The organism is Corynebacterium sp. MSK204 (assembly GCF_030229885.1).
Lineage (GTDB): Bacteria > Actinomycetota > Actinomycetes > Mycobacteriales > Mycobacteriaceae > Corynebacterium.
Window position 1 is genome coordinate 24,765 of record NZ_JASPGQ010000003.1, and the last position, 13,243, is coordinate 38,007.

At 59.0% G+C, this 13,243-nt stretch carries 14 protein-coding genes; 3 read left to right on the forward strand and 11 right to left on the reverse strand.

The genetic code is table 11. The annotated features are described in order from the left end of the window. Positions 1-11: 11 nt before the first annotated feature. Positions 12-599: a YdcF family protein gene (locus QP908_RS02615; protein WP_284771586.1), complete on the reverse strand. Its 588-nt coding sequence runs from the start codon at positions 597-599 to the stop codon at positions 12-14. A gap of 71 nt (positions 600-670) precedes the next feature. Between QP908_RS02615 and QP908_RS02620 the strand changes: the two genes are divergently transcribed. Next, positions 671-2,689, forward strand: coding sequence for a TPM domain-containing protein (locus QP908_RS02620; protein WP_284771587.1), 2,019 nt, complete (start codon positions 671-673; stop codon positions 2,687-2,689). Between the two features lie 47 nt (positions 2,690-2,736). Here the strand turns inward: QP908_RS02620 and QP908_RS02625 are convergent, their stop codons facing one another. From QP908_RS02625 to QP908_RS02635, 3 genes are read right to left on the reverse strand one after another with little or no spacing between them, the layout of a single operon-like run. Beyond that, positions 2,737-3,252 carry a hypothetical protein gene (locus QP908_RS02625; protein WP_239268603.1) on the reverse strand — a complete coding sequence of 172 codons (516 nt, stop codon included), beginning with the start codon at positions 3,250-3,252 and terminating at the stop codon, positions 2,737-2,739. Between the two features lie 11 nt (positions 3,253-3,263). Further along, positions 3,264-3,773, reverse strand: a complete 510-nt coding sequence (locus QP908_RS02630; protein ID WP_239268605.1) for a hypothetical protein — start codon at positions 3,771-3,773, stop codon at positions 3,264-3,266. 4 nt (positions 3,774-3,777) lie between these two features. Continuing rightward, positions 3,778-5,157, reverse strand: coding sequence for a glycine--tRNA ligase (locus QP908_RS02635; protein ID WP_284771588.1), 1,380 nt, complete (start codon positions 5,155-5,157; stop codon positions 3,778-3,780). Between the two features lie 189 nt (positions 5,158-5,346). Here QP908_RS02635 and QP908_RS02640 point away from each other — a divergent pair, with 189 nt between their 5' ends. Together QP908_RS02640 and QP908_RS02645 are read left to right on the forward strand one after the other, a co-directional pair. After that, positions 5,347-5,637 carry an ArsR/SmtB family transcription factor gene (locus QP908_RS02640; RefSeq protein ID WP_005278104.1) on the forward strand — a complete coding sequence of 97 codons (291 nt, stop codon included), beginning with the start codon at positions 5,347-5,349 and terminating at the stop codon, positions 5,635-5,637. A gap of 68 nt (positions 5,638-5,705) precedes the next feature. Further along, positions 5,706-6,125: a Fur family transcriptional regulator gene (locus QP908_RS02645; RefSeq protein ID WP_370657781.1), complete on the forward strand. Its 420-nt coding sequence runs from the start codon at positions 5,706-5,708 to the stop codon at positions 6,123-6,125. Between the two features lie 31 nt (positions 6,126-6,156). Here the strand turns inward: QP908_RS02645 and QP908_RS02650 are convergent, their stop codons facing one another. The 7 genes from QP908_RS02650 to QP908_RS02680 all read right to left on the reverse strand — a co-directional run bounded on the left by QP908_RS02650 (position 6,157) and on the right by QP908_RS02680 (position 13,239). Continuing rightward, entirely contained in the window at positions 6,157-6,909 is a 753-nt protein-coding gene (locus QP908_RS02650) for an isoprenyl transferase (RefSeq protein ID WP_239268611.1), read from the reverse strand. A gap of 10 nt (positions 6,910-6,919) precedes the next feature. Beyond that, positions 6,920-7,636 (reverse strand): DNA repair protein RecO, encoded by a 717-nt coding sequence (recO, locus tag QP908_RS02655; protein ID WP_284771589.1) that lies wholly within the window; start codon positions 7,634-7,636, stop codon positions 6,920-6,922. A 6-nt stretch (positions 7,637-7,642) separates the two neighbouring features. Further along, on the reverse strand, positions 7,643-8,680 hold the full coding sequence (era, locus tag QP908_RS02660; RefSeq protein ID WP_023023416.1) for a GTPase Era: 1,038 nt from the start codon (positions 8,678-8,680) through the stop codon (positions 7,643-7,645). A gap of 913 nt (positions 8,681-9,593) precedes the next feature. After that, positions 9,594-10,613 carry a formamidase gene (locus QP908_RS02665; protein ID WP_023023423.1) on the reverse strand — a complete coding sequence of 340 codons (1,020 nt, stop codon included), beginning with the start codon at positions 10,611-10,613 and terminating at the stop codon, positions 9,594-9,596. 127 nt (positions 10,614-10,740) lie between these two features. Beyond that, positions 10,741-11,589 carry a pyridoxal kinase PdxY gene (pdxY, locus tag QP908_RS02670; protein ID WP_284771590.1) on the reverse strand — a complete coding sequence of 283 codons (849 nt, stop codon included), beginning with the start codon at positions 11,587-11,589 and terminating at the stop codon, positions 10,741-10,743. Between the two features lie 51 nt (positions 11,590-11,640). Further along, positions 11,641-12,261, reverse strand: coding sequence for an rRNA maturation RNase YbeY (gene ybeY, locus QP908_RS02675; RefSeq protein ID WP_239268616.1), 621 nt, complete (start codon positions 12,259-12,261; stop codon positions 11,641-11,643). Then, positions 12,262-13,239 carry a PhoH family protein gene (locus QP908_RS02680; protein WP_005284200.1) on the reverse strand — a complete coding sequence of 326 codons (978 nt, stop codon included), beginning with the start codon at positions 13,237-13,239 and terminating at the stop codon, positions 12,262-12,264. Positions 13,240-13,243: the final 4 nt, after the last annotated feature.

The window sequence follows — 13,243 nt, forward strand, 5'->3', positions numbered from 1 at the left end:
GGCGTTTTAGTCTATTCCCCCTGCGTGCGGTCTGCGTCTTTATTTTGCATCGTTTCGTGCCGCAGCTTCTGATTCGGCCGCAGCATCAGTTCAATGCGGTACAGGCGCCTTTTCCAGGCACGCGCACACCGGGGAGAGACGATGCTGGCGAGCCCAATATAAAACAGCCCGCCGCATTCGTGCGCGAGGTAGCGCCACCAGGACTTGGAAAAGCGCCGGGCGGGATAATAGGGCGTGCCCGAGACCGAGGCATTGAGCCCTTCTTGCTTGGCGATGACCCACGTGCGCAACCTGTGCAAGGGATCGGTGACGATGATGGCATCGGCAAGGCCGTGGGCATCGATAACCGCAGCTAAGGACTCACGCGTATCGAGGCCTTCCTCCACGGCGGATACCTGCAGCTCAGGGAAGTGCTCGCGCAGGTAATCGCGCGCGACCCCAGCCTCGGTAAACCGATCCCCGGGCAGCTGGCCGCCGACGGTTATGACGGGCAGGCCGCGGGAGGTGGCCAGCTCCCCGGCATGGCGCAGACGCCCGGCTAGGATGCGGGAGGGGCGGCCATCGTATTGCGCGGTGCCTAAAACAACGACGTATTTCACAATACTTCCCACCCTACTGCCTGCAGAGGAGGTTCTCCGGATTGGGCGTTCGGGCAGGTAGAGTTGTGGGCATGAATCTTAGTGCACGAATCGGCCGCGCTACCATCGCGGCATTTTTGCTCGGCTGCACCTCCATTGGCGCAGGCCAGGCCCTAGCCGCGGAGACCATTACCATCGCCCAAGCCCCGGATACGGCAGCGGTGACGGATAGGGTAAACGATGAGGCAGGGGTCTTAAGCACCGAGGAAATTAGGGAGATCAATGAGAAGATCACCCAGCTACAAAAAGACCAGTCGCTCATCATCTTCGTTGTCTTCGCAAACGATCCTGGCACTGATCCAGAAAGCTATGCACGCAACATCGTCAACGAGAAGGGCCCGAATTCCGCGGCCTATGTCGTTGGCGTGAACGAGCGCCAGGTGGGCGTGCAGACCGGCGATCAATGGCCCGAGGGCCGCCTGGATCAGATGTACGATGCCGCCTATAGCAAGCTCTCCAATGAGGAATACGGCGCTTCTGCGATCGCGCTTGCCGATGCTGCCCTTGGTAACTCCAGCTCCTCCGATTCTTCTGGCATGGCCTGGTTGGGCGGTGGCGCCGCCGCCATCGTCGCTGCAGGAGGTGGCGTCTGGTATTACTCGCGCCGCAATACAAAGAAGAGTAAGGCAAAGACTTTAGAGTCTGCCCGCGAGATTGCGCCAGAAGATACCGATCAATTAAACCGGCTGCCGCTAGATACCTTGGATAAATTGGCCCAGGAAGAGTTGGTTTCCACGGATGAATCCATCCGCCGCGGCAAGGAAGAGCTCAATATCGCCCTGTCTGAATTCGGGCCGGAGCGCACCCGCCCGTTTACCAAGGCGATGAATCATTCCACCTCTACCTTGCAAAAGGCCTTCAAGATTCGCCAGCGCCTCGATGATGCGGTACCGGAATCCCAGGCCGAGCGCCGGCAAATGCTGGTAGAAATAGTCTCCACCTGCGGCCAAGCCGATGACACACTGGATAGCCAGGCAGAAGAGTTTGCCCGGATGCGAGACCTGCTGCTGCAAAGCGACTCTAAGTTGGACGAGCTCACCCAGCGCACCGTCGGGCTGCGCACCCGCCTGCCGGGTGCCGAAGGTACCCTGAAAAAGCTCCAAGAGGACTACTCTGCAGAGGTCCTATCCTCCATTGCGGATAACCCAGAATTGGCTAGCGCCTCCCTCGATGAAGCGGAAAAGCTCCTGGACCAAGCCCGCGAGGTGCAGGGCCAACCCGCCGGACAACAGGGGTCGCTCGTGGGGCTTATCCGCGATATTGAGCACGCCACGGAGGTTACCGATAGGCTCCTTACCAGTGTGGAACACGCCGAGGAGAATATTTCCTCCGCGCGCCGCAATCTGGGCGCGCTCATCACCGAGGTCGAGGGTGAAATCGAGGAAGCCCGAGAACTGGAGCGCCAAGGCAAATCTCAGGGAACCCAGGCGGATTGGGAGGCCCTCGAGGAGCTGCTTGAGCGCGCTTCTGCCGCGGTAACTGACGCCAAGCAGCAGGGCGATACGGATCCCTTGGGCCAGCACACCGCCCTTATGAGCATCGATACCGAGCTTGATGAGGGCCTCGACCGCGTGCGGGAAAAGACCTCCACCCACGCGCGCCAGCTCGAGCTTTTCCACCAGCAAATGTCGGTGGCGGAATCCAATATTCAGGCCGCCGAGGATCTCATTTCCTCGCGCGGGCGCATCGTTGGTTCCGGCGCCCGCACCGCGCTTGCCGATGCCAAGCGTCTCCACGCCCAAGCCCTGCACACCCAGCGCAGCGATATCCGCGGCGCACTGCAATCCTCCCGCGAAGCCGTTGCCGCAGCGCAAGCCGCCTTGCAACGGGCCAAGGATGATTCCGATGAGTACCGCCGCCAGCGACAACGCCAGCAGACGAGTTCTGCGGCCGGCAATATCATCACCGGTATGGTCTTAGGCCAAATCTTGGGCGGCGGTGGCCGCGGCTTCGGCGGTGGTTTCAGCGGAGGCGGCGGCAGCTTCGGTGGCGGCGGAGGAGGATTCTCCGGCGGCGGTGGCGGAGGCGGTTTCCGCGGCGGCTCCTTCTAAGCGGGGCTCCCCTTAACCGCGGCGCAGAAGGCCTGCTTTGTTGGCGCTTAGCCGCGCACGATGCGCGGTGTGGCATCGACAAGCAGGCAGCTATAGCTCAGCACCACCGCATCCACGTCCGGAAGGCCATTGTTATCAGAGGCCGCGACTTCCAGGCCATTGCCCCGCGGGGTAAGGCGCGCAACTTCGGTGCCCTCCGCGCTACCATCTTCGGCAAGGGCCACGATGCGGCGCTGCTTGCCAAAGATGGCGGAGCGCTCCAAAAGGTAGTGGGCATCTCCGCAGGTCGCGCGCAGGCGCGTGACGGTCAATCCCGCCTGCGAGACTTCACTATGCTTCACGGCACCGGAATCCGCGCCGCGGCTGGCACGCGGCCGGGCCCGCAGGAAAAAACGCGGGGAGGCGGTTGCACCGTCCAAAGACGTCTCCACGTCAAAAAGCATATCGGGGCGTGCGGGATCCCCGGAAAGCGCGCCGGCAATGGTCAGTACTCCATCTCGCACCCAGGCGATGTCGGTTCCGCGTACGTCGCGCAGGGTATTTCCGTTCCACTGCCACGGCATCGTTCCCGCCATTAGAAGATGAGCACCGCCAGCAGGGCAACGATGGAGGCCAACACCAGCGTGATGATCCATACCAACGCGGAATTTTTGGTGTTCTTTTCCAAAATTGCGCGGGTGAACCAGCTCAGGCCGGCGATCTCGGCGGTGCTTAGACCCTCCGCATCGTCTTCGAATTCCAAGATGGCCTTGCGCACACCAGAATTCTTGGCGGAAAACTGTGCCACCTTGTTGTCATCGACGTCATCAATGATCCAATCGCCGCTATTTTCATTGACGTAATGAAAGGTGCGGCCATTGAGCGAGGCCTCCAGCCGCTTATCGCGGCCGAGGCGGCCGGCGAGGCGGTAGACGGAGCCATCATCAAGCGTGACCGAAGCGCCCAGATCGCTGACCTCAACGCGCCAAAAATTGCCGTCCACCTCGGCGGAATGCTCCGCAAAGACACCTAGGCGCTCCGGCCCTTCCTCAGCGAGGAGGACGGGCTTTTCGCGGTCGGAGCGATCCCAGCTGGTGTAGTGCATCTGCTTAGCATCCAATCAGGCGCGCGGAGAGGTAGGACTCAAGATCCTCAATCTGTACGCGCTCTTGCTCCATGGTGTCGCGCTCGCGCACGGTCACGGCGTTATCCTCGAGCGAATCGAAGTCGAAGGTGACGCAGAATGGCGTACCGACCTCGTCTTGGCGGCGGTAGCGGCGGCCGATGGCGCCGGAGACGTCAAAGTCCACGTTCCAGTAGGCGCGCAGCTTATCCGCGAGCTCGCGGGCCGGGGTGGACAGCTCCTCCTTCTTGGACAACGGCAGGACGGCGACCTTGATGGGCGCCAAGCGGCGGTCCAAGCGCAGAACCACGCGCTTGTCGGTGCCGCCCTTAGCGTTCGGCGCCTCTTCCTCGTCGTAGGCATCTACCAGGAACGCCATCATGGAACGGCCCAGGCCGGCGGCCGGCTCGATGACGTACGGAATCCAGCGCTCGTCATTGGCCTGGTCATAGTAGGACAGGTCCTCGCCAGAGCCCTTATCGTGGACGGACAGGTCATAGTCGGTGCGGTTGGCCACACCTTCCAGCTCGCCCCACTTGGAGCCCTTGAAGCCGAAGGCGTACTCCACATCCACGGTGCGCTTGGAGTAGTGCGAGAGCTTTTCCTTGGGGTGCTCGTACAGGCGCAGGTTTTCTTCCTTGATGCCCAGGTCGGTGTACCACTTGTAGCGGTCATCGATCCAGTACTGGTGCCATTCTTCGTCCTCGCCCGGCTTGACGAAGAACTCCATCTCCATCTGCTCGAACTCGCGGGTGCGGAAGATGAAGTTACCAGGGGTGATCTCGTTGCGGAAGGACTTACCAATATTGGCAATGCCGAATGGCGGCTTCATGCGCGAGGAGGTCATCACGTTCTTGAAGTTGATGAAAATGCCCTGTGCGGTCTCCGGGCGCAAGTAGTGCAGGCCCTGCTCGTCATCGACTGGCCCCAGGAAGGTCTTCAGCAGGCCAGAAAAGGCCTTCGGCTCGGTCCAGTCACCCGGCTGGCCGGTTTCCGGATCGTTGATATCCGCTAGGCCGTTTTCTGGCTCGTGGCCGTGCTTTTCCTCGTAGGCCTCGATCAAGTGGTCGGCGCGGTAGCGCTTACCAGTGTGGCGGGATTCCACCAGGGGATCAGTAAAGACCTCCACGTGGCCGGAGGAGACCCACACCTGGCGCGGCTGGATGACGGAGGTATCCACACCCACGACGTCGGGGCGAGATTGGACCATGTGGCGCCACCACTGGCGCTTGATGTTTTCCTTCAACTCCACACCGAGAGGACCATAGTCCCATGCGGAGCGGGAACCGCCGTAAATCTCACCCGCCTGGTAGACCAAGCCGCGGCGTTTACACAGATTAACAACGGTATCGATAAGGGATGCCATGGTTGTAAAGGACTCCTCTGGTAGGGGACAGTCGTGACAATCTCATTCAGTTTAACCCTTTTCGCCCATCCGTAGTGCGATCAGGGGAGTGCAAATTTAAATCGGTTAATGTACAGGTAATGACCAACTTGAGGTAATATAGTAGTGGTCGACAGATAATAGATACCGTATTGAAGGTGCCCACTCCCTATGACGACCGTTCAATTAGCATTTAATAACTCTGCGGCCGCAAGCGTTATCGCGGCCCTCGATTCCCCGCTGCGCATTTCCATTATTACCCGCCTAGCGGAGCGCGACCATTACGTACACGAGCTGGTAAAAGCCACTGGCAAGTCTCAGCCACTGATTAGCCAGCACCTGCGAGTACTTAAGCAGGCAGGGATTGTCAGCTCTGAACGCAATGGGCGCGAGGTGACCTACTCTCTGGTCGCACCGGAGGTTTTAACCCTTTTGGAAGACGCGGCGAAAATCGCCTCTTAATAACAGGTCTGCATATAAAGACGATTTATTATAGCGCTTGTTGAAAAAGAGTTGATAATATGAATGTCATGTCCATTCATGAGAGTATCCCCAAGCTCGGCTCGCGCAATACTAAACAGCGCACCGCGGTTGTTGAGGTCCTGCGGGACATCGACAAGTTCGCCTCCGCCAAGGAAATTTATCACCAGCTCCAAGAGCGGCAAGAAAAGGTCGGCCTCACCACCGTCTACCGCACCCTACAGTCTCTGTCCGATATTGATGCCGTAGATGCGCTACACATGCCCAATGGCGAGACCCTGTACCGCCATTGCGAAACCGACGCGCACCACCACCACTTGGTATGCACCAAATGCGGCCGCACCGAAGAAATCGATGGTGGCCCCATTGAAAAGTGGGCTTCGGCCGTAGCTACCGAGTACAACTTCGAGCTTACCGGCCACGACGCGGAGATCTTCGGCGTGTGCTCGCAGTGCGCCGCCGCACAATAATCACGCGCGCTGTTTTTAATCCCCTATTTCCCTACTTCACGGCACCGAAGCGGCGATCGCGGCGGGCATATTCCTCAATAGCGGCAAAGAGATCCTCTGGGGTGAAATCAGGAAATAGCTTGTCCTGATAAATCATCTCAGCGTAGGCAGACTGCCACAATAGGAAGTTCGAAGTGCGCTTCTCACCGGAAGGCCGCAAGAATAGGTCCACGTCCGGCATACCGGGATCATAAAGATGCTCTGCGACGGTGCTTTCTTTAATATCGCGCGGGCGAATCTCACCAGCGGCGACCTTTTCCGCAATCTGGCGCACGCCATCGACCATTTCCGCCCGGCCGCCGTAATTCACGCACATGGCCAGCGTCATTTTCGTATTATTTTTGGTCAATTCTTCGGCGGTCTCGAGCTCTTTAATTACCGAACGCCACAGGCGCGGGCGTCGGCCCACCCACACCACGCGTACGCCACGCTCATTGAGCCACTCTCGCTGCCGACGCAGCACATCGCGGTTAAAGCCCATCAAAAAGCGCACCTCTTCCGGGCTGCGCCGCCAATTTTCAGTAGAAAACGCATAGGCCGAAAGGTACGGGACACCGGCGGCGAGGCAGGCATCGACGACATCGAGAAGCACCGCCTCTCCCCTGCGGTGGCCTTCCGTGCGTTTCATGCCCTTTTCCTGGGCCCAGCGGCCATTGCCGTCCATCACCAACGCAATATGGCGCGGCAGCAGCTCTTCCGGGATAGTCGGCGGGGTCAGGCGGCGAGAAGGATCTGGGGTAATCACGGACTACAGTTTACTGTTCCATCACCTGTAATGCGGACACATTTCGCTCCATGTGCCACTGCAGGTGCGCCCGCGCTAGCCGATGCCCCTCCTGCCGCTGCGCATTCGTCGGGTCCGTCGGGTAGCCGTGTGCCAAAAGCCACAAGTGGTGCAGGGTTTCCGGATCCACCTCCGCAGCACCTGGCGGCCGGCATTCGTGGCAAGCGGCGCCGCCGACGGCCGGGTGAAAGGCGTGGTGCGGGCCGGGGCGCTGGCACTGGGCGCAATCAAAGAGGCTCGGCGCCCATCCGGCATGCGCCATGGCCTGCAATAAGAACGCATCAAGCGTTTGTGTCGGCTCATCGGTTTGCAATTGCTCGAGCGCAGCTACGCCTGCGTTGTAGAGGTACGGGTCGCCGTCGCCATCCGCGTAGATGAGCCGCTCCGCCGATTCCAAGACCGCGCAGGCGGCCGTATAGCGCTCGTAGTCTTCAATGAGGCACGCGCCAAAATAATTTACCGTATCTGCCTGGGAAATCGTGGCCAGGTTCTTTCCCACATACAGCTGAACATCCAAATTGACGAAGAGCTGCAGCCGCGATCCAAAGCGGGATTTTGCCCGGCGCACGCCCTTGGCCACCGCACGCACCAACCCATGGTTTTGGGTGAGCAGTACGATGACGCGGTCGGCTTCCCCAAAATCATAGGAGCGAATGACCACGGCGCGGTCGCGATAATTTTCGCGCATGGCCTTTTAGAACCCGAGCCTGCCCAGCGACTTGGCATCAGATTGCCAGTTCTTCAGCACCTTGATGCGCAGATCCAGGTACACGTTCTGGCCCAGTAGCTCCATGATTTCCTTGCGGGCATTGCCCACGATGCGGCGGAAACGCAGGCCATCTTTACCCTCGATGATCCGCTTTTGCCCTTGACGCTCCAAGTACATGATGGCGTGAATATCCAGCACTCCCTCACGCGTGCGCGAAGGCAGCATTTCATCAATCTGCACCGCAACCGAGTGTGGTAGCTCTGCCTTCAGGCCAGAGAGCGCAGCCTCACGGATGAGTTCTTCGATGCGCTTTTCTTGCCCCTCATCCGTGATGTGATCATCCGGGTAGAACTTCGGGCCCTCCGGCAAGTGCTCCACGATGACCTGCACCAAGTCATCCAGTTGCACGCCCTTTTTACTAGAAACCGGAATCACCACGGCCTCCGGATCTTCTTGCGCCAAGAGCTCGTGCAAGGCCAAAAGCTGCGCGCCCACCTGGTCCTTAGAGGCTTTATCCAGCTTGGTCACGATGCCGATGATGGGGGTCTTCGGCGCAATCGAGCGCACATTATCCAGGATCCACCGGTCACCCGGACCGATCTTCTCATCAGCAGGAATGGTCAAGCCGATGACATCCACATCCGCATACGTTTCTTTAACCACTTCATTAAGCCGCTCGCCCAACAAGGTGCGGGGGCGGTGCAGACCCGGTGTATCCACCACGACGACCTGTGCGTCCTCGCGGTGAACCAGACCGCGGATGGTGTGGCGGGTCGTTTCCGGCTGGTCCGCGGTAATGGCGATCTTTTGGCCCACCAGCGCGTTGGTCAGCGTGGATTTACCCGTATTCGGGCGGCCCACAAAGGATACGAATCCAGAGCGGAATCCTTCTGGGGTATCCGTGTACTGCGAATAATCTAACGGAGCTGCCTTCTCCCCGGCGGCTTCCGGAGCAGCATCATCGGGGTCATCTGGCAGGCCCTCGAATGCCGCATCAAACTGTGTATCAATGTCAGAACTCATTACCTGCAATGATAACCCACCGCACCAAAATCTCCGATTGTTTCACGCGCTAACAAATCTGCAGGCTAAGCTAAGACCGTTCTCTCCTCCTCGGTGTATTTCTCACCGCTTCCTGAAAGGCACTCCGCCATGCCAACCGAGTTTCCCCTACTGCTCCTGGGCGCTCTTCTCACCATTTCCATTAGTGCCTGTTCATCCCCTGATGCTGGCCCTTCGCCTTCCGAAGAGGAATCCACAAGTACTTCTACTAGTTCATCATCCAGCTCATCTAGTGCGTCCTCTTCGAGCAACGTTGCACAATCCACTACTCAAGAGCCCACCTCCGAAACCCCAGCAGAGCCAGAAGCCCAAGTAGCAACTGAGGAGTCAGGCGCACAACCACAAGCGGCAGCCGCTGAGCCAGAGCTGTTGTACTGCGAAATGGGCCTTGGCGCAGTCGGGAGATTTTCTGATGGCTCTTCGCACCAAACTGAACTGTGCAATACCCCTGCACTCCAGCGTTCCGTGCGCGCAGAAGGAGTATGCGGTGGCCTTAATGGATACTTGCTTTATCCAGACGAGTGGCCAGAACTTTGCAACGGCGGCGCTCCATATTCGGGACCGCCGCAGGGTGGAGCCTCGTCAGAATTCTATGACGAAGATTCTCTCGCGGGAACGCCCTTGGAAACACAAGGGGAAGGCCTCTAGAGCGGTGCCTCGAACCTGTATCCCGTCTACCTTTTCGCAGATGCTACAGGTCCACTGCAACAACTGAGCATATTCGCGCCTGAAATGTAGCAAATCGCGCTCAGATATACCCGAGGACCCTGACCTTTTGATTTTCCCTCTAGGCCAACACCAGCCCGAAGGCCCCGCACCCTCAAAATAAACGAGGGTGCGGGGCCTTCAATAGCCAAGAGATTTAGCCGGGTGTCTATTTCTTGAATTCATCCGGAAGCGGGCCAAGCTGCGGTCCGTCCGGGTAGTACTTCCAGCCGTCCTTGATGCGGACATCATCGGACCACGGTAGTTTGTACTCGCCCTTGGCAAGGTCTTCTACCCAGGTGAGGTAGTTTTCGGTCTTTCCGCCTGGGTAGCCAACGTAGCCGCGATTGCCCAGGTTGAAGATGTTGTTTTCGAGGCCCCAGTTGATGCGCGCCTTATCAGCCAGCGCTGGGAATACCTCTGCAGTAACGATTTCGCCCGGGTTGCGGTGGCCCTCAGAAATCATGTGGCCGTCATAGTTGCAGACATTGCCTTCACCGAAGTAGTAGAAGACTTGGTCATAGCCCGCCAAGTTCACCGATGCCGTGTACATGAGGTTCTGGAAGGCGTTGGTCTTGTTGGTCATGATCCACTGGTCTTGGGTTTGGGTGGAATAGCCCGAGATGCGGATGTAGACATTGGCGCCCTTATAGGCGGCTTCGCGGGCGAGCTCAGGGAACATGCCGTCGTGGCAAATATTGACCGCGAGCTTGGACCCCTTCGGGCCATCGCATACCGGCATCCCCAAGTCGCCCGGGTACCACGGCTCGATGGGGGTCCATGGCTGCAGCTTGCGGTAGTGCAGCGCAATCTCGCCATCGGAGTTGATGATAATCGCCGTGTTGAACGGGGGCTTCCCCTCTTCGTGGTTGGGTTCCATGATGGAGAAGACGCCCCAGACGTCGTTATCCTTACAAGCCTGCTTGTACTGGTCCACCTTGGGGTCATCGAGGCCGATGAGGAATTCATCGTAGGACCAAATCTTGGTGTTCAGGCCCGAAGAGGAGTATTCCGGAAAGACGATGAGATCTAGGTCTGGGTAGCCAGCCTTGGTCGAGGCCACCATGCGGCAGATTTCATCGACGTTTGCTTGAACGTCTTCCGGGGAATTGACTACGGGAACTGGGTATTGAATAAGGGCCATCAACAGGCCGTCGGGGGATGCGCTGATACTTCCGGTGCTGGACAAGACGGGACTCCAATCACGTCGTTGATTACGTTACACCTATCACTTTATAGGTATTCAGCAAGTTATGCACCAAAACAGCGGATTACTTGTCTCGGATTGCAGACCACACCACTCCACCAGTGCAGCTTTAGAGCTCCTCCGCCTGGAATTGCATACTCGGGTGGGCGAAGGCGTCCTGAGCTTGAATAAGCTGCAGCTCAGTGGATTCCGCTTCATACGTCGTACGCAGAAGCTCGTAGACGGAAGATGCGGTGCGGCGCAGCGCTTCTTTCACGTCATGGGTTTCAACGTAGTGGCCGGTAAACAGCGCGGCGGTCACGTCGCCGGAACCGTTGCGCTTAAACGGCAACAGCGGGGTCGAGAGCAAGAATGCGCGCTCACCGTCCACGGCGAGCATCTCGATCTGATCCGCAGGGGTTTCCGGGCGCTTGACGGAGGTAACCAGTACCGTCTTCGGCCCCATTTCCTGCGCCTTCTTCACCGCCGCCAAGGTCTGGTCCAAGGTGCTGACCTCGGTATCGGTGAGGTAGCCCAGCTCGAATTGGTTGGGAGTGATGATATCGGCAACGGGTACTACGCGGTCACGTAGCAGCGGCGGGATGTCATCGGAAACGAAGCAGCCCGACTTCGCATTACCCATCACGGGGTCGCAGGCGTAGAGCGCCTTGGGGTTGACGGCCTTGATGCGGCGGACGGTATCCACGATGGCATCGGCAATGTCGGAGCCGCCCTGGTAGCCGGAAAGGATGGCGTCGATGTTTTCAAAAGCACCGCGCTTTTCGATGCCATCGATGATCGACGTGACATCACTGGCTGGAATCATCGGCCCGCCCCAGTCACCGTATCCGGTGTGGTTGGAAAAATTCACCGTATGCACGGGCCACACCTCGTGGCCGGCGCGCTGGAGGGGAAAGACGGCCGCGGAATTTCCCACATGGCCGTAGGTGACATGAGACTGGATGGAAAGGATAGTCATAGCTATCCATTGTGCTACTGACTGTGCACAGAGACAAAGGAAGGGGCGAAATTATTCTCGGGGTTCCTCGTCGCGTGGTTCCCCAATCGCGGGAATGCCGCCGCCCGGTACCTGCTCATCAAGGCGTGCTCGCTCGGCAGCGTCTGGGAAGGCCTTCGGGCCCGAGGGCTTTGGCTGGTAGCTCTTCCCGCGTGCGGCGAGGTCATCGTACCAATCCGCCAGCAGTTCATTCTGCCGGGCAAACATTTCCTTTTCTTCCGCCGCGGTGGCGTGATCGTAGCCCAGCAAGTGCAAGCAGCCGTGCACCGTCAACAGCGCGAGCTCGTGGCCGAGCGAATGCCCGGCGGCATCGGCCTGGCGGAGGGCGAACTCGGGGCATAAGACGATATCGCCAAGCATTGCAGGCCCCGGATCGGCGGCATCGGGGCGCCCGCCACCAGAAGTGGCACCGGGGGTAAGTTCATCCATGGGAAAGCTCATTACATCGGTAGGGCCTTCCAAGTCCATCCAGCGGATGTGCAGATCCTCGATGGACTTCAGGTCCACGCAGGTAATGGTGCATTCCGCATCGGGGTTGATGTCCATTGCGCCGAAGGAATAGGAGGCGACATCGATCAGCATCTCCTCGTTGACGCCATCAAAACCCGACTCATTGAGAAACTCGATACTCACTTATTTCCCCTCGTTTTCCGCAGCCTGCTTATTGTCAAAGGAATCATAGGCATCCACGATGCGGCCCACCAGCTGATGGCGCACCACGTCCTGGGCGCTGAGATCCGCAAAGTGGATATCGTCCACGTTATTGAGAATTCGCCGCACAATACGCAGGCCAGATACCTGCCCGCGTGGCAGATCTACCTGGGAGATATCGCCGGTGACCACAATGGTGGAGCCAAAGCCCAGGCGGGTCAAAAACATCTTCATCTGCGCCGGGGTGGTGTTTTGCGCCTCATCGAGGATGACAAAAGCATCATTGAGCGTGCGCCCGCGCATATACGCCAGCGGGGCAACCTCGATGATGCCGGCATCCATCAGCTTGGGAATCATCTCCGGATCGAGCATGTCCCGCAGCGCATCATAGAGCGGGCGCAGGTACGGGTCGATCTTGTCATTGAGCGTGCCTGGCAAAAAGCCGAGGTTTTCGCCCGCCTCAACCGCCGGACGGGTAAGAATGATGCGCGAGACCTGCTTATTTTGCAGCGCCTGGACGGCCTTCGCCACCGCCAGGTAGGTCTTGCCGGAACCGGCCGGGCCAATGCCAAAGACCACCGTATTATTGTCGATGGCCTGCACGTATTCGGATTGCCCCACGGTCTTAGGGCGGATGGACTTGCCGCGGCGCTTGACGATGTCCGCCGCCATCGCCGCTGCCACCGACTGCGGCGCCTCTACGGCCACCATGTCCATGGTGTGCTTGACCGTATCGGTAGATACGGCATGGCCGCGCCTGGCGATGGCCTCGAGCTCATCGAGGATCTTCGCGGCGCGGGCTACCTCGTAATCGGGACCGGTGACGGTGACAATATTGCCGCGGGCAAAAAGGTCCGCATCGAGGCGGTCATTGAGCACGCGGAGGTTATCGTCCGCGCTGCCCAAAACGCTGCTGACATACGCGGAATCGATCTCACATTTCTTGGTGATGATAGGCACGTCT